Below are 26,325 nucleotides of genomic sequence, written 5' to 3'. Positions count from 1 at the left end.
TTTCGGCGGCTAATCCAACAATCGTTGGCAAACTCGGTACAAGATAGAATTTTTGTCCGCATTCATCCCCAACACAAATCATAAATTTGGATGCACGGCATGCACTTTTCTCTGGCAAGAGGCCATTTTCATCATTCACTACAGGAGTTACAGATGAGTCATTCCCTATCTCAGGCGGATTTTCTAGCCCAGGTGGCCAGCCGCAATCCCCATCAACCGGAATTTATTCAGGCAGTGAGCGAGGTGATCGCCTCCATCTGGCCTTACGTGGAACGTCACCCCCGCTACCTGCAACAGGGCCTGCTGGAGCGGCTGGTGGAGCCGGAGCGGCTGATCCAGTTTCGGATAAGCTGGGTCGATGACAAGGGTAAGGTGCAAGTCAATCGCGGCTATCGCATCCAGCACAGCTCGGCTATCGGCCCCTTCAAGGGGGGCATGCGTTTTCATCCCTCTGTGGATCTCTCTGTGCTCAAGTTCCTCGCCTTCGAGCAGACCTTCAAGAACGCCCTCACTACCCTCCCCATGGGTGGCGGCAAGGGCGGCAGCGATTTTGACCCCAAGGGCAAGAGCGAGGGGGAAGTGATGCGCTTCTGTCAGGCGCTGATGCTGGAGCTCTACCGTCATCTGGGGGCCAATACCGATGTGCCTGCCGGCGATATCGGGGTAGGCGGGCGCGAGGTGAGCTACATGGCAGGCATGATGAAAAAGCTCACCAACAGCGCCGAATGTATCTTCACCGGCAAGGGGCTCTCGTTTGGGGGCAGCCTCATTCGCCCCGAGGCCACCGGCTACGGCCTGCTCTATTTTGTCGAGGCCATGCTGGCCAACCGTGACCAGTCGCTGGCGGGCATGACTGTCTCTGTGTCGGGCTCCGGCAACGTGGCGCAATATGCCATCGAGAAGGCGATGGCGCTGGGTGCCAAGGTGATCACCGCCTCCGACTCGGGTGGCACAGTCCATGATCCTGACGGTTTCACCCCCGACAAGCTCGCCAGATTGATGGAACTCAAGAACGAGCAGCGCCAGCGTATCGCCGATTATGCCCATGATCAGGGGCTGGAGTATTTCAGTGGCCGCACACCCTGGCACCTGCCAACCCAGATAGCGCTGCCCTGCGCCACCCAGAATGAATTGGGGGAAGAGGACGCCAGACAACTGGTGGCCAACGGCGTACAGCTGGTGGCCGAGGGCGCCAACATGCCGAGCTGCGCCGCCGCCATCAAGGTCTTTCATGAGGCCAAGGTGCTGTTTGCCCCGGGCAAGGCGGCCAATGCAGGGGGCGTCGCCACCTCCGGGCTTGAGATGAGCCAGAATGCCCAGCGCCTCTCCTGGACACGGGAGGAGGTGGATGCCCGCCTCAAGGGGATCATGACCAGCATTCACGCCACCTGTGTGCGTTACGGTGAAGAGGAGCAGGGCCACGTGAACTATGAGAGCGGCGCGAATATAGCCGGTTTCGTCAAGGTGGCCGATGCCATGCTGGCGCAGGGAGTCTGCTAGTCCCGGCAAGGATGTGCCATCAGCAAGTATTGAGCACGACGTGCAACACCAGACGGCAGCCCATGGGCTGCCGTCTTTTCATGGTCTTGACGAGCGCCCGCCACCTGTACTTATCACCTTGTTTACATTAGGCTTTAAGCCTTGCTTCAAGGTTTGAAGTGTTCAGACAGACACGGCGAGCCAGCTTGACTGCTGTTCGCCCCGACCGCCATCGCCCAGGGATCACACCATGCTGGCTCGTACCCGTCGCCTCCTTCGCCGTTCTCTTCTGACCCTCTTGCTTACGCTGCTGGTCGCTTGGGGGGTGATCGCCTACTTCGCCTGGCAGGCGGCGCCGCTGCAGCTGTGGCATACCTTTATTCCCCCCGAGCTCAGCGCCGACGAACTGGATAGCAGCGACTGGCCAGCCTATCAGGCCCGCGAGCAACAGTTGTTCGATCTGGTGGAACAGGAGGTGGTCGCCAAGACGCCGCCGGAGCAACAGCTGGCGGGCAATCGCTACTATCAGGGCTCGCCCATCAACCCTGCCCGCTTTCAAGACGACTGGAATCGCTCCTACCTGCTGCGCCCCGAGGGCGAGGTGAAGGGAGTAGCCGTGTTCCTGCATGGCCTGACCGATTCTCCTTACAGCCTGCGCCACCTGGCCCAGCGCTATCGCGAGCGGGGCTTTATCGCCCTTGGTTTGCGCATACCCGGTCACGGCACCGTGCCCGCCGGGCTGGTCAATATGGAGTGGGAGACCTGGCTGGCGGCTACGCGACTGGCGGTGCGCGAGGCCAGAGCACAAGCCCCGGGCCCGCTGCCACTGCATCTGGTGGGTTTTTCCAACGGCGGCGCGCTGGCGGTGAAATACGCGCTGGATGCGCTGGAAGACAAAACGGGGACATTGGCAAGGCCGGATCGGCTGGTGCTCATCTCCCCCATGATAGGGGTGACCCGCTTTGCCCGTTTCGCCGGATTGAAGGCGGTGCCCGCCCTGCTGCCCGCCTTTGCCAACGCGGCCTGGCTCGGCATCATGCCCGAATTCAACCCGTTCAAATACAACTCCTTCCCGGTCAATGGGGCACGTCAATCCTACCGGCTGACCCACGCCATTCAGCAGCAGGTGCGCCAACTGGCGACCAGCGGTGAACTGGCGGCCTTCCCGCCGGCACTCACCTTCCAGTCGGTGATGGACTACACGGTCAGCACCCGCTCCATCATCGCCGATCTCTACCACTTCCTGCCAAACAACGGCAGCGAGCTGGTGCTGTTCGACATAAATCGCGGCTCTGTTTTCGGCCCCTTGCTCAACAGTGCCTCCGAGCTGGCCCTTAGCCACCTGCTGCCGAGCCAGCCCCAGCCCTATGCGCTGACGGTGGTAGGCAACGAGGCGGCGTCCCGCCCCCAGACCCAGGCAAAAACGATGGTCGCAGGCAGCACGCTCGAGCAAGTTCGCCCCCTTGGCATCGACTACCCCAAGGAGATCTACTCCCTCTCCCACGTGGCGTTGCCCTTCCCCATGGACGATCCCCTCTACGGCATGGCGCCGCGCCCGGAGCAGATGAACCAGTACGGTATCAACCTAGGCGGGCTGGCCCTGCGCGGGGAGCGCGGCATGTTGATCGTCAATCCAGGCGCCCTCACCCGCACCTCCTCCAACCCCTTCTATCCCTATCTGCAAGAGAGGGTCATGGAGACACTGGCGGCACCCCTTCAGCCCCCATCGCCACTCGCATCACCCCAGGCGAAACCGGCCAGCGACAACCACACGGATGCCGCCTATGAGGCAGAGATAGAGACGTTTTTACAGGAAACAGACACGCCAGATTTACCCTTTTAGACAAGCGACAAGAAGCAGGAGTTGGCAATCAGCTGGCAGTCGGGCTCAAGGGTAGCGGCTGATCTCGACAAGATTCTGATCCGGGTCAAGGCAATAGAGTGACTCGATGGGCCCGCAGGCGCCGCTTTTGGTGACGGGCCCTTCCACTATCTCGACACCGTGACAGTGAAGCTGGGTGATGACCTGTTCCAGCGGCCAGCGGGTGATGAGGCAAAGATCCCCCGCCCCCACCTGAGCCCGGTTGCGTGGCTCTTGCCCCGGCAATTGCAGATTGATCTTCTGGTTGCCAAAACGCAGCGCCCGGCGCCCTGCACCAAAGGTGATGGCCTCCATCTTGAGCACAGAGCTGTAAAACGCCACGGCCCGTTCAATATCACTTACCGTCAATACCAGATGGTCGATATGGCTGATCATGGTTCCTCCTGGTGGTGATGTCGGTAACGCTGTCGGTCGTGATATCGCAATAGATCCATGTCCAATATATAACAAGGGCACCAATGGTGGTGCCCTATAATATTCTGAGAATATGCATATGATTGTGGTATCAAGCAAAATATATAAATGTTTAATTTAAACGTCGAACCCATTCTGGTTCATCAAGTCCCACTCGAGAAAGGCTCGAGCTATATGACTCTACAATTTGTTGTGCATAAAGCTCTTTAAGCTCAACAATGAATTCAAATTTCTCTGGTGATGCATCTGAGTAATAAGTTGGCTCAAAATATTTTATATCGCCATCTCTTCTGGCAAGAGCAACACCATTAGTTCCATTAAATTTGATAGTCCTTAATGAATATGTCGACTTGTTAATCTTAAGTTTTGTTCCATCTGGCGTTAGACAATTAAAACCACAATCATTATTAACCACATCTAAAGATATAAATAAAAAACGGCGTGCCTCAGCATCTTCAATACGAACTGAGTCACATCGTTGCTGTATGCATATATAATAACAGCCCTCATTAAGGGTACTTTTCACTACAGTACCTAAAGACAAGTAGGGTAGGTGTTCTGGAGAGAAGATAGCACTCCGATGATAACATAGTTTTGCAAAATCTTTATTTACAGCTTCAGCCACATCAAGCTCAGAAAATAATGTCGCTGCATATTTTTTCATTAGGAGCTCTATTTTAGATTTAGGTATTTTCTGACCATTTATCCCCGGCAGTGAACTTAAAAATTTTTCTTTTACGTCAGGGTTGGATTTTAATAATTCAAGTAATGTATCTGTATTGCGTAAGTATCGAGCATTTTGATGCTCATCAACGGCACCATCTTTGGTATAAAATGGACGTTCACCAGCCTCAATATTATGGTCTAACCATAATCTCACCACCTCCTCATCCAAAAAATGATTCAAATTTTTATATTTGATAATTGATGAAAAAGTATCGCTCAATAATTGAACCAATAGTTCATTAGCATCAGAAGTATTAGGGAGCAATGTTTGATGTGCCAAGTAAGCTGCATCAAGATTTTTAGAGAACAATGTTAATATATGATGGAAGTTTTTTCTTATTTCAGAAAGTGATTCCATAGCAAAAATTGAAAGTAGTCCATTAGTCATCTCACTAAATTGCTCTGAAATAAAATCTGGAAGCTCATCATATCTCTTCCTCTTATTAGCGAGCATAGGTAAATGCGCCCTGTCTGTTCCACCATTTGATTTAGATATAACCATAATTTTACAGTTACTTGAAATCACAGAACAGGGATCATTCTCATGGATATGAAAACCTTGAATATCACCATCACGTAAGGATATTTCAATTGATGATGCAATCTCTTGCAAGTCAAGTTCGCCAGTATAAACTAAAATAAGTTTAATACAGTTTTCTGTGTCTGTATCAGATAGTAGAGATGTGATAATTCTCTTCGTATAAATACCTCTAACATCATCTACATCAGCATCAGCTTCATCATCTCCATCTACTTCACCTTCTAATTCCTCCTCTTCTAACACAATCTGCCAATCCAAGATTGTAACATCTGACTTTTTGGCTATCGGAGTTAAGTAATCTAAGTCACTAACTGCTTCAGGTTTATAGACGGCACATATCTTCCCTTTTTTGGAAAATATTTTAGTTACTTCTTGTGCATCAAATTCATGTTGATCTCTTACGCCACCATGATTGTATGCTTTGTCATCTATAAAAATTATATTTTGAATGAATTTATCTGTAACTTCCTGTGATAATTCAGTAAAGGCTTGCATGTTATTCCTCTACCATAGAAATTTTAAATGAAACCGTTGAACCATCCCGTGGCTCATCTAAGGTTAATTGATATCCTATTGTTTCCAGAACCTCATTACTGATGTGCAATCCCATTCCACGACCACTTTCCTTTCTTGAAAAACCTAGGCTGAAAATCCTTTCTTTATCACGCATATCAATTCCACGACCATTATTTGAAATATAAACCGCTCCAGTTTCATCTGAGTGTAATCTTATTGTCTTATCATCGACATTGCTCTCATTAAGCCAGTAAATGGCATTGTCAATTACATTTACAAAAACAGGATAAAAGGATGAGCGGAATCCATACAACTTTCCTTTTGCATAGCCTTTTGTATGTTTAAAAGAAATATTATGCCTATCCATTCTGTTCTTAAACAAATCTATTAGAAACGTCTTTATTTCCAACAGCTTAATATCTTCTTTTTTTCTTTGAAGCCTTCGATTCAATGGCGTAAATAAATTTAGATATCCATCTAAGTGTTCAAAATTAATTTTTATATTTTTATATACTCCCTCAAGACTCTCATTAACATCAGACCATGCCTTTAAATCTTGAAGACTAGTACGTATAGAACGTACAGTGCCATTAAATTCATGATGAATAATACTTACAGCTAAGCCTAGTTGGCTAAGCTCAACATCAGCATGGATTTTTTCTCTAAGAGCCTCAACCTCTTCCCCAAGCGCATCAGATATTTGCTCGCTGGTAATATAGTTATTGTCAGCATCTTTTTCCCAATAGATTCCCTCAAGCTGCCGAATTACCACATCTAACACACTTGTATTTCGATCACTTACAGCAGTAATCTCTGCTGCTAATTCATTCCTTTTTTCAACGAGGTTAATGTCTGACTCACTTTCAATTGAAATATGCTTAAACTTATCTTTAACCGTACGAATTTGGTTATCAAGATCAATCATTAGATCTGATGTTAAATCTTTGACTCTTTTATTTATTTCCAACACAACTTGCTGTGTTGCTTTCTTTTTTTCATTATTTATTTTTTTTGCTTCTATTGAAATAAAATCAACTGCTTGTTCTAGCCGTTTCCGCTTACTAATTTTTATTTTATAATCATCAATAGCTTTATCTACTAACTTATCGAGACAATCTAATGCAGCCTGAAAGTACTTAACTTCCAATTCACCTATTTTATTCAGATAGGTATTGTAATCCTCTTTTACCTCCCCTCTTAAGAGAAAACCTCGAGGAGCAGGTACCTGAATAGAGCGTAGGTATGTATTCAACTCACCTCTAACTTTAGCCTCTATATCTATGATTTTCTGACTAGCTACATCAGCATCTTTGATATAAAAAACATTGTTAAACTCCTGCTTTCCATTCAATAAAATCCCGTTAACTTCCTGTTCAATCGCTCCATCGCGATAATTTTCAAAGAAATTATTAAGTGCATTTTCGAATTTTAATTTTTTTACCTTAGCTTGCTTTTCTCTTTTTTCTATTGCTTGATACGATGAAACCAACTCATTTCTTTTCGCCGCCCATACTTCTGCTTTCGGGCCTGAGTTAGAGTTCTCTCTAAAAAAATCGGCAGATAATTGTATGAAGAAATTTTTGAGAATATCCCTCAAATGTTTATATGCTCTATCCTCTATAAACCCTTCACGTCCAGCTTTCTCCTTCAATTTGGCATTATTTTCATGAGAAAGACTTATAACACCAAACATTCTACGATGGGAAAAAAAAGCTGAACCGGCATGCTTGGAACGTCTTTTCTCTATATCTAGATAATCATAATCAGAATCACCATAAGGCAATATCCTTATGTTATCTTTGTATATATAAAGACCACCAAATTTATCAGCCTTAGATGTGACTCTTGCATAGTCTTCACTAGCCATAATAGTGTGTTTTTTCTCACCCTGAATGTAGGCTATGTTTAATTCAAAAGGCCCACACCCTGTTGGATTGAAATTATTTCCAGACCAGTTAACGATATGCTCAAAATTCTTTTCACGATATATTCTGATATTACCTTTAAACTGACCATACTCATCGAAATAGCCATGAAAATGATGATCAGCCTGTTCAAAATCCTGGCTTGTAAAAAAATGTTCCTTATCAATCAAGTCAATATAAACATCACTGTTACTACGATAATCTCTAAAAACAATATCTAGCAATGGCATAGGATGGGATGTAGTCATAGTATTATGAAACCCCATTAACATTTTCTCTATTTTCGTAGCTTCTTTACTATTATCTTCACCATCAATGTCAGAGTTTAATATCTCATCAACAGGGGATATGATAAATAACGTCCCACTAGCATGCTCATTATTGAATGGATTAAAACGAATCAATTTGCTACATAACAAACTTGGGGAAATATTGAATAGCGATATTGACTCCTTTATTTCAAAGTGTTTTTCTTTGCTTATCAAATCATTATGAAATAATTTATCAAGTGAACTCAACAACTCCTCTTTCATGGAATCAAGTTGGGTTGCATCAGGTATATCTGTAAAAGACCTGACAGGAATAACTATATCATCAAGATTTAAACTTGGCAGTTCAAATATTTGCCAGTTAATAAAAGCCACTGTTAGTTCAGAGCTTCCCTTTATCTTCGTTATAATCAAAACCTGCTTACCAATAGATGCTATTGCGAGACGACCAATCCCTTTTTCACCCATTTGGTTTCTATATTTTTTTGTCTTATCTATAGGAGGTAGTGATGTTTTTCCATTTTGAACTTTTGATTCAGTACCAAGTGTCAGCCACCTATCTTCAAAATCAGATTTAGACATGCCAACACCATCATCTCTGATGACAAAAATACTATCATGACGAAAGTAATCAATATCAACATTATCGGCATAAGCATCATGAGCATTTTTTAACAACTCATTGATAGCTGTCGGAACACCAGCTATTTGTTGGCGACCTAATAAGTCCAAAGTTCTGGCTCTTGTTTTAAACTTTGCCACGCGAGACCCCTTTTGACAATTTAATTCATTAAATAAATCGACATTACTTTAGAGATTTTTTAATTCAGTAATAAGTTTTTTTGCTATTGTTTTCATCATTTCTGGTGGTACAGCATTACCAATTTGCGTAGCAATTTGCCCTGCATTTCCTATAAAAATATAAGAATCTGGAAATGATTGAAGTCTAGCAGCCTCTCGCAAGGTCATCCCTCTGTTTTGTTCTGGGTGAGCAAAGCGACCACGTGTTATATCTGTACAACCTGTAGTAAGTGTCGGAGCAACATCATCCCACTTCATCCGTCCATAAACGTCAGAAAAGGAACCCACTTTTTTATTCTGATGGCACTTTAACTGAAGTTCGATCGGCAATGAATATCTACTTCCACCATTCTTAGGAATATGTGAAAGTCGACGTAAATTTAACTCTGTATGTTTTCTTGAAAAATGGAGGACATCGGTTAGTGACGATGTTTTACCTATAGGTGGTACGGGTAAGTCAGAGATCAGGTCACGCACTGTTTTTTTAGGTTGCTCAGGAAATACACTCAAAACCGAAACATTGATTCTCTTAGAGGCTAGCAATACCATTCTATATCGACGTTGTGCTACTCCAAGCTGTGATGCATCTAGCTTCATCGGAACCGAAACATGATATCCACGCGATTGAAGCGCCTGTGTATAGGATGAAAAAATACTAGTTGCCGCAAGACCTGGGACATTTTCAAGAAATACGATCTCAGGTTCAAATCTATCTATAAATTTTAATGATTCAGAGACTAAGTCACGACGTGGATCTTCATTAGATCTCTTCCTATTTTGACTACTGAATGGCTGACAGGGAGCGCAAACAACCAATAAATCAAGCCTGTCTTTTACTACATAATCAAAACAGCTTGGATCTAAATTAATAATATCTTCTTCAATCAGTCTTACTTCGGGGTGATTTGCTTTGTACGTTAAACAAGCTTTCGGCGCCAGATCGACTGCGCCGACGACCTGAAACCCGGCTTGTTTCAAGCCCAACGTTACAGCTCCCGACCCACAGAACAAATCAATAGCCGTTGGTTTTCGATTTTTAATTGCCATTTGGATGAAATTTATTCAAAAAACTCAAGAAAATTTCCTCATCTTACTGAATGCTATGGTCTGTGGGAATCATTGATTATCTACCCATTGGCTTAGCAAGAAAGAGCTTCCAACGAGTACGCTACCGCCCCTAAGTCTCAGCTCTTAGCCTGCTGCTTTTTACCTGAAAATCACGCCTCTGCTAGATTGCTGTACCACTTGATAGAGGCAATGACCTCGATAGTGGGTAGCCAAGTGAAACATATTAACCAAATAGACAGTGCAAACCAAACAGGGTATCGGTAAAAACCAGCCAGAGATCAATAAATTGGTCGTTACATCCCGCACAGATACACAGTTCATGTTCGATAAACATAGCTACACCACTTTTTCAGCCCAGATATTACTCCTTGCTATCAACATCCTCTCGCCAGTGGCGAGCCGTTTTCGTCGGGGTTAGCACTCAATCCGCTCGATTTGGCCGTCATTTAGCTTGAAGAAAGCATCCTGCGGCAGGTCTTGTGACCAGGTGGTGGTGTAGTCGATGTCGGCATAGGCACCGCGCAGCATGGCGCCAAACAAACCGTGGGAAACCACGATGGCACGCTCGGCAATGCGATCATCCTGCAGCCACTGTTGGGCCCGGCGCTGAATACATTGAAAATCTTCACCACCGGGCGCCTGCAGATACCAGTCCGGCTGGCTGATATCAAGCTTGGGGTGAGCTGCCACCAGCTCCGATACCCGGCAGCCCTCCCACTCCCCCATGTTCAACTCCACCAGTCGCTCATCCCAGACGATGCGCTCACTATCTAGCCCCAGCTGCTGGCACACCAACAGCGCCGTCTGCCGAGCTCGGCCAAGGGGGCTGGCGTAGAGAGTCCAGCGTGCAGGTTCGTCCAGCACATCGCGCAGACGAGCCCCCATGGCGAGGGCCTGGGCTTCGCCCTTGGCGGTCAGTTCGGAGTTGCAGCGCCCCTGCAGCCGCTGCTCGGCGTTATAGCGGGTCTGGCCGTGACGAAGCAGATAGAGGGTTCGAGACATGGTTTCTCCAGCAAGTTCAATTAGATAAGTGGCATGAAAGGCCATGATGATAACAGATGTGCCGTACGGACACAGATACAAACGGGACAAGACGAGCAGGACCCAGGCTTCAATCGGCCGGGGCAATCCCCCAAGCTATGCGCGCTGAAACAGGGCGGCCATGAAAACCTGACCAGAGTGGGCCCGATTTTCACTGTCAGAAGGATGAGATCACTTTATTTTTTTCTTGGCGAAAAAAGTCGCATATTTTCATTGTGCCACGCTTTGGGTCAGGGTAATCTCGAGCAAAAATAAGACTCGAACGTTACTTTTTATGGCCGTTTATCATGGCGCCCAAGGGGACAGTTCGACGAGAAGAAGGTCACATCATTTATCACCCGTTCAGGCGAGGAATCGCACATGGCTAGATACCAGTTTTTCTCCATTCCGGCATCCAACCGGCAGCAGTACACATTTATCGACATGGCCTCCCCCACCTTTCTGACCGAGAAAGAGGCGCTGCTGGCGCAGGGATTCGAGGTGCAGGAAGACTTTATCGATGCCGCGAGTCGCAGTGAGGCCGTCGAGAAATACAAATCCAACTTCCTCTACGTGGCGGACGAGATGGGCAAGTCAGACAGTGGCTACGCCGCGGCGATCGCCCTGATGGAAGTCGGCAAGGGGTTGTTGGGCGGCAAAACGCGCTGACAAGACTCGTTGACAGAAGTCGCCAGCAGGCATCGTTAGCAGAAAACCAACAAGAGACGATAAGTGGCCATCGCGGCAAGGTGTCCGATGGCCATGTGACGAGCAGCAGACAACCTGCGTCAGAAGCGGGCCAGTTGCTGGAGCATCTCGATCAGCTCCTCTTCACTGCGGGGCTCATGGGTCAGCTCCAGACTCGGGGCCGCGCCCCCCATCAGCATGTAGACATGTGTGCTGCAGTGGTCATAGTGATACCACTTACCGTCGATACAGAGGTCGGTATAGCATCTCGGGTCCCTTTCCAGTTCCATAGTCACATCCTTTTGTTACATACCACCCACATCACTCCTGACCGTAAAATAACCCGCCCGCGACAGATTTGATGCAGATCAAGGGAAGAGGCTGGCTGAGGCGGATATCTGCCGGATCCGGGCCCTGAGCCGCGCACTGCCGCCATCCACCACTCATGAAGATGGCTGTCCGCCTCCCTGCTCTTGTGAAGGGGATGAGATGCCATCAACAAAAACGGCGCCCGAAGGCGCCGTTTTTTCATTCCCGTCTTTTTGTTTCCACCGACGGGGCGAACAAGCCAGAGGCTTATTCGTCTTCCAGATAGGCGTAGCCTTGCAGACCCAGCTCCAGCTCGTCGAGCAGGGCTTTGCGGGTCGCGTCATCCAGCGCCGGGTGGGAGACGATACGCTGGTAGTTCTCGCGAATGACGGAGGGGTCGATGTTGACGTAACGCAACAGCTGGTCGACGGTATCGCCGCGCACCACATTGCGAATGTCCATCTTGCCCTCTTCATCGAGACACACTTCCGCGCAGTGGGTGTCACCGAACAGGTTGTGCAGATCCCCCAGGATCTCCTGATAGGCACCGACCAGGAAGAAACCGACGTAGCACACTTCGTTCTCTTCATACTGCGGCATCGGCAGCGTGCTCTCTACCCCCAGACCGTCGACGTAGTGTTCAACCTGACCATCTGAGTCACAGGTGATATCCATCAGGATGCCACGACGACTGAGCGGACGATCGAGCCCGGTCAGCGGCATCACGGGGAACACCTGACCGATACCCCAGGCATCCGGCAGGGACTGGAACAGGGAGAAGTTGGCAAAGCACTTGTCGGCCAGTTTCTCGGAGAGCTCGTCGGCCAGGGCGCGATGGTTGCGGTTGACCGGGTTGAGCATCTCTTTCAGTGCCAGACAGGTGTTCTGGTGCAGCATCTCGGCCCAGGCGCGCTGCTCCAGATTGAGCAAGCCCATGGTGTACTGGGTGTTTACATCGCCCAGATCTGCCACTGAGTCGTGGAAGATCTCCAGCAAAGAGGGATCTTCACCGCGCAGGTCCAGCCACCCTTGCCACATGTTCTGCAAGAGGGTCGGCGCATCCTCATCCGGCGCGCTGATGTCACTCATCTCCACCCCTTCGGCACCAATCAGATTGGTGACCAGCACGGCGTGGTGAGCGGTCAGGGCACGGCCGGACTCGCTGATGATGGTCGGGTGCGGCAAGTCAAACTCGCGGCACACATCGCCGATGCCCCACACCACGTTGTTGGCGTACTCGGACAGGCTGTAGTTGGCGGAGCAGTGGCTCTGGGAGCGAGTGCCCTCATAGTCCACACCCAGGCCACCGCCGACGTCGACCACGTCGATGGGTACACCCAGACGACGCAACTCGGAATAGAAGCGACCGCACTCGCGGATACCGCCCTGAATGTCACGGATATTGGCGATCTGGGAGCCCAGATGGAAGTGCAGCAGTTGCAGGCAATCCAGCTTGTCCAGGCTGCGCAGACGCTCGACCAGCGCCAGGATCTGGGAGGCGGAGAGACCAAACTTGGACATGGAGCCGCCGCTCGATTCCCACATGCCGGAGCCGGTGGACGCGAGCTTGGCACGCACCCCGATATTGGGCTTGATGTTGAGGCGAGCTGACTCGTCCAGCACCATTTCCAGTTCGGAGGGTTTTTCCACCACTATGTAGACCTTGTGGCCCATCAGGTTGCCGAGCAGGGCGTGGCGGATATATTCGCGGTCTTTGTAACCGTTGCAGACGATCACCGAGCCTTGCTCATGGTGATGGGAGAGCACGGCCAGCAGCTCCGGTTTGGAACCCGCTTCCAGGCCAAGCCGTGGCTTGTCGCTGTAAGACTGGCTGATGGTCTCGATGACTCGACTCTGCTGGTTTACCTTGATCGGGTAAACACAGAGGTAATCCCCTTCATAGCCTGACTTCTCGATGGCCTGACCAAAAGCGTTGAACAGTGCATCGACCCGACTCTTGAGGATGTCGGGGAAACGCAGCAACACGGGAGTGGTCAAACCGGACTGGCGCAACTGTTCGATGGCATCAGAGATGACAATGTGTGCATCAGGGCGCGATTTGTCGGGAGCGACGGTCACATGACCGGCGTCATTGATGTTGAAAAAACCCGCACCCCAGTAGGGAACGTTGTAGACCTTCAAGGAGTCCTTGCTGGACCAGTTAGTCATGGGCTATGCCTCGCAAATGAGCGACCAGTGGCCGCCTTCGTTACCCTCAATCACATCCAGACCATCGATTGCAAGTTGCGGCAAGCCAAGGCTGCCTGGTGGGATCTGAACAGCAACGAGTCATGAAAGTGCGACGGATGACCGCCTTCGTTTCACCACTTGTTACCTTCCATCACATCCAGCTATTGCACATCGCGGCAAGCCAAAGGCTGCCTGGTGGATCTTGGGAAGTAACGAGTCTTGATGTGGGGCTGGTGGCTTTACATCAAGCTCAACGGTATGCGGAGCCACCTTAACGGGGCGCCGCGGTACTTTGATGACAGACAGCATCAGCCACGCCGTCAGTTCATCATTCGGCACCATCACAACGACAAGGGAGGTTTCAAGGAAGAGAAGCGAAGGCGTCAGCACGCAAGCGTGTTGATAGACGACAACAACCACAGCCTACCCAACACCAGTGACCGCCCATGACAAGGGAAGATGATGAGCCGCTGGCTCACTCGGTCAGATGGTTAATGAGTGTCCGTTGTTCTCCCTGATACCGGAGCCTAACCGGTATTAAAGAAACCATACCCCAGCAGTGTCTGTCGTTTCTGCGTGCCTCGCCCTATAGGCGTATGATCTTTCAGGTTTCTGGTGGCGTCTGCCTGCTTCAGAGTTACCCTTGGATCGGCGCGGAGTGTACACACTTACCGCCAGCGGTGACAATAAAAAATAGTGTTCAAAAACTGCTTTTAATAAGGTGAGCAAATCTTGCTGCCAGGCAGGCTGGCTCTGGGATGGCGCAGAATATTCCCCTGCAGTTGTTCCCCATGAAAAGCTTGCTCTCGGGGCATGGCAGGCTGCATGCCTTGTCAGGGGGCAGTTCAGGGGATTTCCTGTCGTTATGGCGATGATTGCGTATCAATAAAAACGCTATTTTTATGCATGAAAAATGGCAACAAACTGCCCCCTCCGACTCAATCCCTCCCTGGCCGCTGCGTCAGAAAATGGGGAAAACCTGCGCTGACGCAATAAGACAGGCAACCTGATTGGCCAAAATGGCCCTTCATTACCGGTTTGAAGTGTGAGGCTTGCCAATGGATACCCTGCTTGAGCGTTTTCTGCGTTACGTGACTTTTCATACCCGCTCCGATGCGACCAATCCCGCCTGTCCCAGCAGCGAGGGGCAGCTGATTTTTGCCCGGGCCCTGCGAGATGAAATGGAGCAGATGGGGCTGACCCGGGTCACCCTGGATGAGCACGGCTACCTGACAGCCTGCCTGCCGGGCAACCAGCCTGATGCCCCTGCCATCGGCCTCATCGCCCACATGGACACAGCCGATTACGCCGCAGAGCAGGTGGTGCCCCAGATCATCGAAAGCTATCAGGGAGGCGATATTTGCCTTGGCAAGGGGGATGAGGTGCTGGCCATTCGCCAATACCGCTGCCTGAAAAACTACCTGGGGCAGGATCTCATCACCACCGACGGTTCTACCCTGCTGGGGGCCGATGACAAGGCCGGGATCGCCGAGATCCTGACCGCCATCGACTATCTGCTGGCCCACCCCGACATCCCCCGCGGCGATCTCTGGGTCGGTCTCACCCCGGATGAAGAGATAGGCCGTGGCGCCGATCTCTTCCCCCTGGACAGATTCCCGGCCAAATGGGCTTATACCGTCGATGGTGGCGAGCTGGGGGAGCTCGAATACGAGAACTTCAACGCCGCCAGCGCCACTGTACGCATCACGGGCAACAATGTGCACCCCGGCACCGCCAAGGGCAGCATGATCAACAGCCAGACCCTGGCCGCCCGCTTTCATGCCGCCATGCCCCCCGAGCAGACTCCGGAGTGTACTGACGGTTACGAGGGCTTCTTCCACCTGGCCCAGATGAGCGGCACTGTGGAGGAGAGCACACTGCACTACATCATCCGCGACTTTGATGATGACGCCTTCGCCGCCCGCAAGGCCCAGCTCAAGGAGCGGGTCGCCTCCCTGCAGCTGGATGCCCCCAAGGCCCGCATCGAGCTCACCCTGACCGACAGCTATCGCAACATGCGCAGCCAGATAGAGCCGCACATGCACATAGTCGAGCTGGCCAGGGCTGCCATGCTGGCGGCCGACGTGGTGCCCAAGATCAAACCCATCCGTGGCGGCACGGATGGGGCCCGCCTCTCCTTTATGGGGCTGCCCTGCCCCAACCTTTTCACCGGTGGCCACAACTTCCACGGCAAGCACGAGTTCATCCCGCTGCAATCCATGGAAAAAGCGGTCGCCACCCTGGTGGCGCTGGTACGGCTGACCTCCGCATGGCGAGGATAACCCGGGTTCGTGCGGGGCGAGACAATGGGCTCGCCCCGCCATCACACGGTCATTTCACGGTCAGCAACAGAAAGGGAACGAGGGTAACAAGCAGCCCTGCCACAAATTTGTCATACCGCCGACACACAGCGGGAACAGAGGCGGCACATGCTGGGGCAAAGGATCACCGGAGCCCAGCCCCATGTTCAGCGTCGATACCCTGCTACGACAGCACCTCCCCCATCTCTCGAACAACCCAGTGCTGCGCCCCCTGCTTGGCCAGGGCCTGCGCTGGTTGCTGCACGAGAAGGCCTTCCAGCACTTTGCCAGCAGCTACCCCCATCTGCGCGGCCTCGACTTTGTCGAGCAGGCGCTGCAACAGATCGACTTTGACTACAAGGTAAGCGAGGCGGAGCTGGAGCACATACCCAGCAGCGGCCGGGTCATCATAGTGGCCAACCATCCCATAGGGTCGCTGGACGGACTGGCACTGCTGCGCCTGCTCGGCCGCATCCGGCCGGATGTGAAGATAGTCGCCAACCAGCTGCTGGCACAACTCACGGCGCTGCGCCCGCTGTTGCTGCCGGTCGACAACATGCATGGCAAGACGGACAGGCGCGCCATTCTGGCCATGGGCGAGCATCTGGCCAGCGAGGGGGCCCTGGTGATCTTCCCCGCCGGCGAAGTGTCGCGACTCGGCATCAAGGGGGTGAAGGATGGCCCCTGGCAAGGGGGCTTTATCAAGCTGGCCCAACGCACCCGCACCCCGCTGGTGCCCATTCACGTCGGCGGGCGCAATGGCCTGGGATTTTATTTCGGCGCCTGGCTCAACAACGCCTGGGCGGGGCTCTTGCTGGTCAAGCAACTGTTTCGCCAGCAAGGGGGGCGCATCCCCGTCACCATAGGGGCGCGTATTCCCGTCGACAGCTTTCGCGACCTGCCCGCCAAGACGGCGGCGCAACTGGTGCGCAGTCACCTCTATCGTATCGGGAGAGGAAAGAAGGGCAAGCTGGCGACCGAGGCCCCCATTGCCCAGCCGGAGGAGCGCCGTCAGCTCAAGCAGGCCATAGAGGCGTGTGAAGCTCTCGGCCACACCCCCGATGGTCAGGGGATCTACCTCTACCGACGCCATGAACTGAGCCATTCGGTGATACTGCGCGAGCTCGGCCGTCTGCGGGAGATCGCCTTTCGCGCCGTGGGGGAAGGCTCGGGCAAACGGCGGGATCTCGATGGCTTCGACGATGACTACCACCACCTGATCCTGTGGGATCCGGCCAGGCTCGAGATCATAGGCGCCTATCGCTTCGCCCCCGTGGCCGAGCTGATGGCGAGCAAGGGGCTGGATGGCCTCTACAGCCACACCCTGTTCGGCTTTGAAGCCAGGCTGCTGCCAAGACTTGAGCTGGCCATAGAGCTGGGCCGCAGCTTTATTCAGCCTGCCTACTGGGGCAAACGGGGGTTGGATTACCTCTGGTTCGGCATCGGCGCCTACCTGGCCCGCTATCCCCACTACCGCTACCTGTTCGGACCCGTCTCACTCTCCGGCAGCCTGCCGCCAGCGGCCAAGGATCTGCTGGTGAGCTTTTATCGCCAGCACTTTGCCCCCGAGCTGGCGCTGGCGCCCTCCCGTCGCCCCTATCCCGAGACGCTGCCGCTATTTGAGGGGCAGGATTACGGGACGGATCTCAAGACGCTCAAGGCCCGGCTCGACAACCTGGGTTGCGCCATCCCCACCCTCTACAAGCAGTATTCCGAGCTGTGCGAACCGGGGGGTGTGCAGTTTATGGACTTTGGCATCGACCCCGATTTCAACCACTGCATCGATGGCCTGGTGTGGGTGGACGTGAGTCGCATCAAACCCCACAAGCGGGCCCGCTATATCGGCAGCCAGCAGATTGGCGACCAGCCCGACGGCCCCCATCTGGATGAACAAGGCAGGACACCCGCTGCCACAGCGGCACGCGCCTGAGCATACGCCACAGACAGTGACGGGCAGACAGCAAACAGGGAGGCCGCCGCCTCCCTGTTTGTATCCGAATCGCTCATATCCACATTGTAATATTCGACCCTTCGCCATCACTCACCGGCGGGTTGGCGATCCGAGTGACCCAGATCCCGCTGTGGGGCGATAATGTCGCGCACCCGCTGCTTGATCTCTTTCGCCTCGGGAAACCCCTCGTCGGCCACCCTGTCCCACACCAGCACGCCATTCACCAGAATGCGAAATTCCCCCTTGCTGGCAGGCACCAGCGCCACCTCGCCAAGATCGCTGTCAAATGTGGATAGCAGCTCCTGGGCCAGCCAGGCAGCGCGCAGCATCCAGCGACAGAGGGTGCAGTAACGAATTTCGATACGGGGCTTGCTGATGGGGCTCTGTACGTCGGTCATTGAATCACTCCATAAAAATCGGCCAGCGGATGATAAACCAATAACAGCCCGCCATGCCTTGCTCAAAAAGCAGATGCGCGACCTGCCTCGCTTATTGGCTGACCCCGTGAAAATCGGCCAACCAGTGGCGGGCTATGGTGCGCATGGTCGATTGCGGCAGATCGAACAGGCCGGGGGCCATGGATTGCTGCGCCAGTTGGCGCACCCCTTCGATGATCTCCGCCAGCACCAGATAGACATATTCGCCGATGACGGCGCCGTGGACGAAGTTGACCGCCTCCCCCCGATTGAGCAAAAAAATCTGACTGCCATCCGGGCGCGTCAGCGCCAGCACATGGGGGCACACCTCCTGGCTTGGCCAGGGCAACTGGGAGAGACAAAATGCAAACTCGTCATCCGCCGAGGTGACCGACGCCAGCATGGTGCCGGGGCGCAATCGCTGCAAATCGGCCAGGTCCAGCGAGCCGTTGCCGGTGGAGCAGATCACCAGCTCGGCCCGGCTGAGGGCCTCTTCTTTTCCCACCAGCTTGAAGCCGTGGGAGAGCGCCTCCACCTGGCGCAGCACATCTGTCTCCACCAGCTCCAGGTGCAAATTGCGGCACCTGAGCTCGCGGGCAATGCTGCGCCCCACCTTGCCATAGCCAAACAGGGCGGCCTGGCAGACGTTGAAGGTACGGTTGAGGGTACGGACCAGAGACTCGGCGGAATAGACAACGCTCAGGCCAATCTGGATATCCTCGGCCTGCTTGAGGGGGCTGCGCGCCACCGAAATGACAGGGGTGGCCAGCACCTCCTGCTCGTAGCGCTGATGACCATTTTCGGTCATCTCCACCACACCGAGAAAACGGGGACCTAAATACTCGCTCAGGGTCGCCTGGGTCTTGGCAAAGTAGCCACCTATATCCAGTATGATGAGCCGCTCGTGGGGGGCGACCAAGGGGGCTATATGATCGATCACCCCCTGCGGCGCATTGGTCCACTGCCGGTTCAGTGGCAGCACGGGATAGTGCTGCTGGGCCCAGGTCAGGGTCGGTCCGTGTACTGACTTGGGTTTGGGCAAGATGGCGCCGATCCGCCCGATTTGCGCGAGGGCCTGGATAAACTGGGGGCGATCGGGAAGCAGATGGGTAACCAGCAGGATGCAGAGACCGTCGAGACGTCCCTGCTCGGTGAAATGGCGAAAAAACAGATGCTCAGATCCTTGACTGCGCAACTGTGGCCTCCTTAGCGCGCCGCAAACATGCAGGCAAACAAAACCCGGCATGACCGGGTTCTGTGTGTGTCCAGATAATTGAAAATCCTTTTTATCTGAAACCACCAAGTGGCTCAATCTTTATCTGTACAGACTATGACGAGGTCGGCAACTTTAGCGTTAATAGCCTGTTTTTTATGCTAAAAATCAGTAGAGAGAGGCCTCGGGCCACACCTTCCACAGACTCAACCCCGTGCCCGCACCCGCCAGCAGGATCAGCACCAGCCAGCGCTGTAGCCAAGGTTTGTTGCGCAGGGCCCACTCCAGCAGGGGCAGCAGCCAGACCGGCAGCAAGACAGTGAGCGGTACTTCCACATACTGCCAGGCAAGCATCTGCATAAAGGCGAGCGCCAGGGCCAGGGCCGCAGGGGTGGCGGTCACGCCCGCAAAGACACCGAGCAGGGCACGGAAACCGGCAAAGGCAGCGATCGCCCCGGCCAGCTGGGCAATCAGCAGGCTGCCATCGATACCGATCACCAGCGCCAACCAGATAAAGCCAAGGGCAAAACCCAGCCCTTCCCGGCTGTCACCACGCAGATCAGTCCAGCCAACCCAGACGATGGCAGGCAGCAGCGCCAGCCAGATCCGCGGTTCACTGGTCAGCACAGAGGCGAGCCCCTGCCACCACACCAGGGCACCGAGCCCCGCGAACAGCAACAGCGCGGCCCGCTTGTCTGCCAGTTGCGCAGCAATCGCAGGCACCAGCAAGGCCAGTGGCAGCCACTGCCACGCCTTGACCGGCACGCCATAGACGCCACCCAGCAGGCAGCCCACCAGCCAGAGCGCCAGGGCGCCCCACAGATACCCGAGTCGTGGCCAGCGCCATGACAACAAAGCGGCCCCCAAAGGGGCCGCCAGGGTTTGTAGCAAGAGTGCTGCGCCCATTACTTGCGCACACCTTCGACGAACAGATTGATGCTCATCTCGTCCGGGATACCCGGCAACATGTAGTTCACGCCAAAGTCGCTGCGCTTGATGGTGGTAGAGGCGTTGAAGCCGCTGCGATAGCCGCCCCAGGGATCCTTGCCTTCACCAATCTTGACCAGGTCAAACGCCACTTCCTTGGCAACGCCGTGCAGGGTCAGGGTGCCTTTCAATACGCCCTTCTCCTTGGTCCCTTCATACGCTGTGCTGACGAAGGTCATCTTGGGGTACTGCTTCACGTCCAGAAAATCGGGGCTGCGCAGGTGTTTGTCGCGGGCTTCATGGTTGGAGTCCACGCTGGCGGCATCGATCTCGAAGCTCGCCTTGGCCGCTGCCGGGTTGGCATCGTCCATGCTGAAGGTGCCGCTGAAGGTGTTGAAACGGCCTACCAGCTCGGAGAAGCCGAGGTGCCCCACCTTGAACTGGACTGTGGTGTGAGCCGCATCGACGTCGTAATCGGCCGCCATCAGGGGAGCCGCCATAAACAGGCAGGAGGCCAGCAGGGCCTGAGTCATTTTCATCCGTTCGTTCCTTCATATTGGGGGTTCACAACAACAACCAAGATGCTAACCTCCATATCGGAATAGATAATCAGCGATTTATTAAAATAATTATCAACTGAGAGTGAAAGATGGACCAGATAGCCGCCATGCGCACCTTCATCAAGGTGGTGGAATGTCAGAGTTTTACCAAGGCCGCCAACCAGCTCGGCATCTCGGTCGCCATGACCTCCAAGCTGATGCAGCAACTGGAGGAGTCCCTCTCCACCCGCTTGCTGTCGCGCACCACCCGTCAGGTCAACCCCACTGAGGCGGGACAGTTCTACTACCAGCGCTCCCAGGCTCTGCTGGCAGAGCTGGAAGAGACCCACAGCCAGCTCACCCGCAACAACCAGCAGCCCCAGGGCACCCTCAAGCTGTCCGTGCCGATGGACTTTGGCTACCTGCATCTCTCCCCCGCCCTGCCACTGTTTCGTGAGCGCTTCCCGGATCTGAAACTGGAAATAGAGTACAGCGACCGGCGGGTGGCCCTGGTGGAAGAGGGGTTCGATCTGGCGCTGCGCATCGGCAACCTGCCGGACTCCTCTCTGGTCGCCAAGCCGCTGGCCATGATGAAGCTGGAGGTGTGTGCCAGCCCCACCTATCTGGCCCGCAGGGGCACCCCGAACAGCCCCGAGGACCTCAAGCAGCACGACTGCCTCATCTATACCCTCACCCAGCCGGACTGGGTCTTCAAACAGGGAGGAGAACAGCTGAGCGTGCGCCCGCAGGGGCCGCTTCGGGCCAACAATGGCGTGGCCCTGACCCGGGCCGCCTGCGATCATCAGGGCATTATCTTGCAGCCCACCTTTATCGTCGGGGATGCGCTGCGTTCGGGGGAGCTGGTCCCCTTGCTGCCGGAGTGGGAGAAGGGGCAGGTGGGTCTCTATGCCCTCTACCCTCATCGCCGATTCGTCTCCGGCAAGGTGCGCTGCTTTATCGAGTTCGTGCAGGAGCGCTACCTGGCGCCTCACTACTGGGATCGCAAAGCGTGAGCCAGTGCCGGGATTTATGATGCAGAGGAGTCGGACTGTGGGGATGCTGGTGCGGCGGGCAACGACAGCTCGGCCACCAGCAGTTGATCGGTCTGCGTTATTTGCCAGCGCGGCAGGCGGCGCTGCAAGGTGGCGAGCTGCTCCTCGCCAAGGGCATAGGGCAGCGTGATATGCAGGCAATAACAGTCAAGCATGGCCGCCAATTGGAGCATGAGCACGAGGTTGGCCTCATCCGCCTTGTGCTTGTTGATGCGCTTGCCAATTTCATGGCGAAAGTGGGTCTCTGGATCCTGGGTCATCGCCTGCCAGCCATAGCCAAACAGCGGCATGAAGGCGCTGATCACGCCAAGGGCAGTCAGCGGCCGCTTGGGCGGATGGTAGAGCGCATTGAGATCCAGCAGTATGGGTGTTAGATGCAGCTCACGACTGCCGGACAAAATGTTATTACTCATTGGATAACCTTGTTGATTCCACTAGACTGCGCCGCATATTTGACCTGACATGCCAACGAGGTGCTGATGCTAAGCGATATCGAGATCTCCCGCCAGTCCCCCCGTCTCTCCATCCAGGCCCTGGCTTCGCGCCTGGGCATCCCGGCCCATCTGCTCAGCCCTCACGGCCACTACAAGGGCAAGCTCAGTCTCGAACTGCTCAAGCAAGCCGCCAGCAAGTCCGGCAAAAAAGCGGGCAAGCTGGTGCTGGTGAGCGCCATCACGCCGACGCCCCTTGGCGAGGGCAAGACGGTCACCACCCTGGGTCTCTCCATGGGGCTCAACCATATTGGCCAGCCCAGCATCGCCACCATACGCCAGCCGAGCCTAGGTCCCGTATTCGGGGTCAAGGGGGGCGCCGCCGGTGGCGGCCATGCCCAGGTGGTGCCGATGGAGGAGATGAACCTGCACCTGACCGGTGATTTCCACGCCCTCACCGCCGCCCACAACCTGGCTGCCGCCGCACTGGATGCCCGCCTGTTCCATGAGACCAAACTCGGCACCGAGTTCACCACCAGGACCGGGCTGGCACGGCTCGATATCGATCCCGCCAACATCCTCTGGCCGCGTACCCTCGACATGAATGACCGCGCCCTGCGCCACCTCACCATAGGCCAGGGCGGCCCGGCCGATGGGGTGGAGCGCACGGATCGCTTCGTCATCACGGCGGCTTCCGAGCTGATGGCCATTCTGGCGCTGGCAAGCGATCTGAAAGACTTGCGCGAGCGCATCGGCCGCATCCAGCTGGCCCTCGATAGCCAGGGCAACCCCATCACGGCCGAGCAGCTGGAAGTCGCCGGCGCCATGACTGTGCTGCTCAAAGACGCCCTGCAACCGACCCTGATGCAGACCACGGAGCAGACCCCTGTGCTGGTGCACGCCGGCCCCTTTGCCAACATAGCCCACGGCAACTCTTCTGTGATTGCCGACCGCATGGCGCTGCAACTGACCGACTATGTAGTGACAGAGGCGGGCTTTGGCTCCGACATGGGGCTGGAGAAGTTCTTCAACATCAAGAGCCGCCAGTCCGGCATCACGCCGGCCTGCGTGGTACTGGTGGCAACGGTGCGCGGCCTCAAGGCCAACAGCGGCCTGCTCGACATCCGCCCCGGTCAACCGCTGCCTGCGAGCCTGTTGGGGGAAGACTTGCCCACCCTTGAGAAGGGGTGTGCCAACCTTGCCTGGCACATCCACAACGCCCGCCGTTATGGACTGCCCGTTGTGGTAGCAGTCAACCGCTTTCCTACCGACAGCCAGGCCGAGCTGGATCTGCTGATGCGCGAGGCGCGCCAAGCCGGTGCCTGTGGTGCCGCCATCTCGACCGCCTTTGTAGAGGGCGGTGCGGGCGCCAGCGAGCTGGCCAGGGCCGTGATCGCCGCCTGCGAGATGCCAAGCCAGATCCAGCTGCTCTATCCCGATGAGATGAGCTTGTGTGCCAAGCTCGCCACCCTGGTGGAGTGCGGCTATGGCGGCCGTGGTGTCATCCTCTCTGACAAGGCGCACCGACAGCTGGCAGCGCTCTCGGCTGCAGGCTGGGATCACCTGCCCATCTGCGTGGCCAAGACGCCGCTCTCCATCAGTCACGATCCCGCCAAAAAGGGAGTGCCGACCGATTTCGAGGTGCCCATCGACGAGGTGAAGCTGTGCGCCGGTGCCGGTTTCGTCTATGCGCTGGCAGGCCCAATCATGACAATGCCGGGACTCGGCAGTCTGCCGGCCTATCGCCATATCGACATCGACGAAGACGGCGAGATAGTCGGGCTGAGCTGACGTTCTCCCTGCTCAAGATCGCCAGAAACAACAAGGCCCCGCCAATTGGCTGGGCCTTGTTTTATAACAGCGGCCACCCGTTAAGTGACGGGTTTGCCCCTAGAGGGTGAAGCGCTGGGTCATATGATGCAGCGAGGTGGCCAGCTTGCTCAGTTCGACGCAGGCCTGGGCAGTCTGCTGCGCCCCCTGGGCGTTCTCGTCGGCGGCATTGTGGATGTTGACTATGCTGCGGTTGAGCTCCTCGGTCACCGCATTCTGCTCCTCGGTGGCGGTAGCGATCAGGGTGTTCATGTCGGTGATCTGGGTGACGGCCCCATTGATGGTATCTATGCTGCTGCCGGCATCCCGCGCCAACCCGACGCTCGCCTGCATCTGCTGACGGCTCAGCTGCATGGCGCTGCCCGCCTCGGCGGCGCGGCTCTGCAGCAGCTCTATCATCTTGCTGATCTCGGCAGTGGAGTCCTGGGTACGCTGCGCCAGGGAGCGTACTTCGTCCGCCACCACCGCAAAACCGCGTCCCTGCTCACCGGCACGGGCGGCCTCGATGGCGGCGTTGAGCGCCAGCAGGTTGGTCTGACCGGCGATGTCGCGGATCACATCCAACACCATGCTGATGTTGGCGCTGTCGGTCTCCAGCTGCTGCACCACTGCGCCCGCCTGTTCAATCTTGACCGACACATCTTCGATGCTGCTGATGGCGCTGCGCACCACCTGGTTGCCCTGGGCCGAGGTATGGGAAGCATCCTTGGCCGCACTCATGGCATCCGTGGTATTGCGGGCCACTTCATTGACGGTGGACTGCATCTCGTTCATGGCGGTGGCCACCTGGGAAACCTCGCTCTGCTGGCGGGCCATGCCGGTAGCAGACTGCTCGGAGATGGCACTCACCTCTTCCACAGCACTGCTGAGCTGGCTCACGGAGCCGGCGATTTCGCTCACCAGATTGGCCAGCGCGTTTTGCATCCGGTTGAGGGCCGAGCCCAGTTGACCCAGCTCGTCGCGGTTGAAGCGGTTGTCCTGGATCCACTCCTGCAACTCTCCCTTGCCCAGATCGCCGTTGGCAATGCGCTGAGCCTGACGGGCCAGCATGATGAGGGGGTCCCGGATCTGACGGGTCAGCACCACCGAGAGGCCGACCACCAGCACCAGACCGACCAGCAGCGACACTGTGACGCTCAACTTGGCGGAGTCATAAGCGGCCACCACCACCTTGCGCGACGCCTTGGCATAGCCATGGTTGATGCGAATGAGGTCACTGACCGACTTGGTCAGGTTGAGGTAGAGCGGGATCCCCTCGCTCATGAAGACCTGCTGGGCAGCCGCCAGCTGATCGCTATCCTGCAACTGCTTCACCCGCTGGTGCAGCGCCGCGTAGCGGGCCCAGTCAGCCTTGACGGTATCGAAGGTGCGGCGCTCTTCCACATCTTCCGCCCAGATGGTGGCGTCATGCTCGACCAGTTGCTGGGCGACCTGTTCAAACCTGCGGCTGGTTTCGCTGCGATACTCCGCTTTTTTCTGCGGATCCGAAGCCACCAGGAAGAATCCCAGCTCATAGCGGCGCAGCTCGCTGATGCTCTCGCCGATGGCACTGGTGCGGTTGACGGCGGGCAAAATGCTGTCGGTGAAACCGATGGCGGCCCGGTTCATGTTGCTGAACTCGAGCAGCGAGAAGCCGCCGATAAAGGCCACCATCAGGCCGAGCACGGCAAAGCCGGCGGTAAGCTTCTTGCCTATGGTCATGGTACTGGTATTCATGGCATGTCCTGGATATGAGTGAACAGATAGCGCCCGTTTGATCCGCGCCTGTCGGCACGGATCTGTGACTGCCATCCATGGCGGCTCATCCAGCCCTGATGAATATGTATCCTTACATGAACG

Annotated in this window: 20 protein-coding genes; 7 read left to right on the top strand and 13 right to left on the bottom strand. The window is 54.7% G+C overall.

Features of this window, described 5'->3' with window-relative positions:
- The first annotated feature begins 153 nt into the window (after positions 1–153).
- A complete protein-coding gene (gene gdhA / locus AC1P02_RS13535) occupies positions 154–1,500 on the top strand; it encodes an NADP-specific glutamate dehydrogenase (RefSeq protein ID WP_017411947.1) in 1,347 nt (448 codons plus the stop codon).
- A gap of 229 nt (positions 1,501–1,729) precedes the next feature.
- Positions 1,730–3,322, top strand: coding sequence for an alpha/beta hydrolase (locus tag AC1P02_RS13530; protein ID WP_485182448.1), 1,593 nt, complete (start codon positions 1,730–1,732; stop codon positions 3,320–3,322).
- A 45-nt stretch (positions 3,323–3,367) separates the two neighbouring features.
- Here the strand turns inward: AC1P02_RS13530 and AC1P02_RS13525 are convergent, their stop codons facing one another.
- The 5 genes from AC1P02_RS13525 to AC1P02_RS13505 form a co-directional block, all read right to left on the bottom strand.
- On the bottom strand, positions 3,368–3,736 hold the full coding sequence (locus tag AC1P02_RS13525; protein WP_485182447.1) for a VOC family protein: 369 nt from the start codon (positions 3,734–3,736) through the stop codon (positions 3,368–3,370).
- A gap of 151 nt (positions 3,737–3,887) precedes the next feature.
- On the bottom strand, positions 3,888–5,537 hold the full coding sequence (locus tag AC1P02_RS13520) for a response regulator receiver domain (protein WP_485182446.1): 1,650 nt from the start codon (positions 5,535–5,537) through the stop codon (positions 3,888–3,890).
- Between the two features lies 1 nt (position 5,538).
- Positions 5,539–8,514 (bottom strand): ATP-binding protein, encoded by a 2,976-nt coding sequence (locus tag AC1P02_RS13515; RefSeq protein WP_485182445.1) that lies wholly within the window; start codon positions 8,512–8,514, stop codon positions 5,539–5,541.
- Between the two features lie 48 nt (positions 8,515–8,562).
- Positions 8,563–9,600, bottom strand: coding sequence for a DNA cytosine methyltransferase (locus AC1P02_RS13510; RefSeq protein WP_485182444.1), 1,038 nt, complete (start codon positions 9,598–9,600; stop codon positions 8,563–8,565).
- 435 nt (positions 9,601–10,035) lie between these two features.
- The gene (locus AC1P02_RS13505; RefSeq protein WP_485182443.1) at positions 10,036–10,623 is read right to left on the bottom strand and encodes a histidine phosphatase family protein; all 588 of its coding nucleotides are present in this window, start codon (positions 10,621–10,623) and stop codon (positions 10,036–10,038) included.
- A gap of 399 nt (positions 10,624–11,022) precedes the next feature.
- On the opposite strand from AC1P02_RS13505, the gene AC1P02_RS13500 reads away from it, so the two are divergent.
- Positions 11,023–11,310, top strand: coding sequence for a hypothetical protein (locus AC1P02_RS13500; RefSeq protein WP_059168565.1), 288 nt, complete (start codon positions 11,023–11,025; stop codon positions 11,308–11,310).
- A 119-nt stretch (positions 11,311–11,429) separates the two neighbouring features.
- Here the strand turns inward: AC1P02_RS13500 and AC1P02_RS13495 are convergent, their stop codons facing one another.
- Positions 11,430–11,618 carry a hypothetical protein gene (locus AC1P02_RS13495; RefSeq protein ID WP_005309974.1) on the bottom strand — a complete coding sequence of 63 codons (189 nt, stop codon included), beginning with the start codon at positions 11,616–11,618 and terminating at the stop codon, positions 11,430–11,432.
- Between the two features lie 286 nt (positions 11,619–11,904).
- Positions 11,905–13,806 (bottom strand): biosynthetic arginine decarboxylase, encoded by a 1,902-nt coding sequence (speA, locus tag AC1P02_RS13490; RefSeq protein WP_017411628.1) that lies wholly within the window; start codon positions 13,804–13,806, stop codon positions 11,905–11,907.
- 1,079 nt (positions 13,807–14,885) lie between these two features.
- Here speA and pepT point away from each other — a divergent pair.
- Both pepT and olsF read left to right on the top strand, forming a co-directional pair.
- Positions 14,886–16,109 carry a peptidase T gene (gene pepT, locus AC1P02_RS13485; RefSeq protein ID WP_059113591.1) on the top strand — a complete coding sequence of 408 codons (1,224 nt, stop codon included), beginning with the start codon at positions 14,886–14,888 and terminating at the stop codon, positions 16,107–16,109.
- Positions 16,110–16,290: 181 nt separating this feature from the next.
- Positions 16,291–18,057 (top strand): bifunctional ornithine lipid synthase OlsF, encoded by a 1,767-nt coding sequence (olsF, locus tag AC1P02_RS13480; protein WP_485182442.1) that lies wholly within the window; start codon positions 16,291–16,293, stop codon positions 18,055–18,057.
- Positions 18,058–18,164: 107 nt separating this feature from the next.
- On the opposite strand, the gene AC1P02_RS13475 is transcribed toward olsF, so the two are convergent.
- From AC1P02_RS13475 to AC1P02_RS13460, 4 genes are all read right to left on the bottom strand, one after another.
- Positions 18,165–18,476: an Rdx family protein gene (locus AC1P02_RS13475; RefSeq protein ID WP_275919255.1), complete on the bottom strand. Its 312-nt coding sequence runs from the start codon at positions 18,474–18,476 to the stop codon at positions 18,165–18,167.
- Positions 18,477–18,567: 91 nt separating this feature from the next.
- Positions 18,568–19,689 (bottom strand): adenosylhomocysteinase, encoded by a 1,122-nt coding sequence (locus AC1P02_RS13470; RefSeq protein ID WP_485182441.1) that lies wholly within the window; start codon positions 19,687–19,689, stop codon positions 18,568–18,570.
- A gap of 186 nt (positions 19,690–19,875) precedes the next feature.
- On the bottom strand, positions 19,876–20,613 hold the full coding sequence (locus AC1P02_RS13465) for a hypothetical protein (RefSeq protein WP_306639161.1): 738 nt from the start codon (positions 20,611–20,613) through the stop codon (positions 19,876–19,878).
- Complete coding sequence (locus tag AC1P02_RS13460; RefSeq protein ID WP_058395707.1) at positions 20,613–21,173, bottom strand: YceI family protein; 561 nt, start codon at positions 21,171–21,173, stop codon at positions 20,613–20,615. The genes AC1P02_RS13465 and AC1P02_RS13460 overlap by 1 nt, the downstream gene beginning before the upstream one ends.
- A 110-nt stretch (positions 21,174–21,283) precedes the next feature.
- Between AC1P02_RS13460 and AC1P02_RS13455 the strand changes: the two genes are divergently transcribed.
- Positions 21,284–22,186 (top strand): LysR family transcriptional regulator, encoded by a 903-nt coding sequence (locus AC1P02_RS13455; protein WP_005309942.1) that lies wholly within the window; start codon positions 21,284–21,286, stop codon positions 22,184–22,186.
- Between the two features lie 14 nt (positions 22,187–22,200).
- Here AC1P02_RS13455 and AC1P02_RS13450 read toward each other — a convergent pair whose 3' ends face one another.
- A complete protein-coding gene (locus AC1P02_RS13450; protein ID WP_485182440.1) occupies positions 22,201–22,638 on the bottom strand; it encodes a hypothetical protein in 438 nt (145 codons plus the stop codon).
- Between the two features lie 66 nt (positions 22,639–22,704).
- Here AC1P02_RS13450 and AC1P02_RS13445 point away from each other — a divergent pair, with 66 nt between their 5' ends.
- A complete protein-coding gene (locus AC1P02_RS13445) occupies positions 22,705–24,447 on the top strand; it encodes a formate--tetrahydrofolate ligase (RefSeq protein ID WP_485182439.1) in 1,743 nt (580 codons plus the stop codon).
- Between the two features lie 99 nt (positions 24,448–24,546).
- On the opposite strand, the gene AC1P02_RS13440 is transcribed toward AC1P02_RS13445, so the two are convergent.
- Positions 24,547–26,202 carry a methyl-accepting chemotaxis protein gene (locus AC1P02_RS13440; RefSeq protein ID WP_282684383.1) on the bottom strand — a complete coding sequence of 552 codons (1,656 nt, stop codon included), beginning with the start codon at positions 26,200–26,202 and terminating at the stop codon, positions 24,547–24,549.
- Positions 26,203–26,325: the final 123 nt, after the last annotated feature.

It is taken from the genome of Aeromonas sp. TS_SC_11 (assembly GCF_057318915.1).
The sequence above is the reverse complement of the archived record's forward strand: the minus strand, read 5'-3'. Positions and strand labels throughout refer to the sequence as shown.

Excerpts from the sequence above, each read along its gene's own strand:
- gdhA (WP_017411947.1), top strand. The coding sequence starts at position 154 with ATGAGTCATTCCCTATCTCAGGCGGATTTTCTAGCCCAGGTGGCCAGC.
- AC1P02_RS13530 (WP_485182448.1), top strand. The coding sequence starts at position 1,730 with ATGCTGGCTCGTACCCGTCGCCTCCTTCGCCGTTCTCTTCTGACCCTC.
- AC1P02_RS13525 (WP_485182447.1), bottom strand. The coding sequence starts at position 3,736 with ATGATCAGCCATATCGACCATCTGGTATTGACGGTAAGTGATATTGAA.
- AC1P02_RS13520 (WP_485182446.1), bottom strand. The coding sequence starts at position 5,537 with ATGCAAGCCTTTACTGAATTATCACAGGAAGTTACAGATAAATTCATT.
- AC1P02_RS13510 (WP_485182444.1), bottom strand. The coding sequence starts at position 9,600 with ATGGCAATTAAAAATCGAAAACCAACGGCTATTGATTTGTTCTGTGGG.
- AC1P02_RS13505 (WP_485182443.1), bottom strand. The coding sequence starts at position 10,623 with ATGTCTCGAACCCTCTATCTGCTTCGTCACGGCCAGACCCGCTATAAC.
- AC1P02_RS13500 (WP_059168565.1), top strand. The coding sequence starts at position 11,023 with ATGGCTAGATACCAGTTTTTCTCCATTCCGGCATCCAACCGGCAGCAG.
- AC1P02_RS13495 (WP_005309974.1), bottom strand. The coding sequence starts at position 11,618 with ATGGAACTGGAAAGGGACCCGAGATGCTATACCGACCTCTGTATCGAC.
- speA (WP_017411628.1), bottom strand. The coding sequence starts at position 13,806 with ATGACTAACTGGTCCAGCAAGGACTCCTTGAAGGTCTACAACGTTCCC.
- pepT (WP_059113591.1), top strand. The coding sequence starts at position 14,886 with ATGGATACCCTGCTTGAGCGTTTTCTGCGTTACGTGACTTTTCATACC.
- olsF (WP_485182442.1), top strand. The coding sequence starts at position 16,291 with ATGTTCAGCGTCGATACCCTGCTACGACAGCACCTCCCCCATCTCTCG.
- AC1P02_RS13475 (WP_275919255.1), bottom strand. The coding sequence starts at position 18,476 with ATGACCGACGTACAGAGCCCCATCAGCAAGCCCCGTATCGAAATTCGT.
- AC1P02_RS13465 (WP_306639161.1), bottom strand. The coding sequence starts at position 20,613 with ATGGGCGCAGCACTCTTGCTACAAACCCTGGCGGCCCCTTTGGGGGCC.
- AC1P02_RS13460 (WP_058395707.1), bottom strand. The coding sequence starts at position 21,173 with ATGAAAATGACTCAGGCCCTGCTGGCCTCCTGCCTGTTTATGGCGGCT.
- AC1P02_RS13455 (WP_005309942.1), top strand. The coding sequence starts at position 21,284 with ATGGACCAGATAGCCGCCATGCGCACCTTCATCAAGGTGGTGGAATGT.
- AC1P02_RS13450 (WP_485182440.1), bottom strand. The coding sequence starts at position 22,638 with ATGAGTAATAACATTTTGTCCGGCAGTCGTGAGCTGCATCTAACACCC.
- AC1P02_RS13445 (WP_485182439.1), top strand. The coding sequence starts at position 22,705 with ATGCTAAGCGATATCGAGATCTCCCGCCAGTCCCCCCGTCTCTCCATC.
- AC1P02_RS13440 (WP_282684383.1), bottom strand. The coding sequence starts at position 26,202 with ATGAATACCAGTACCATGACCATAGGCAAGAAGCTTACCGCCGGCTTT.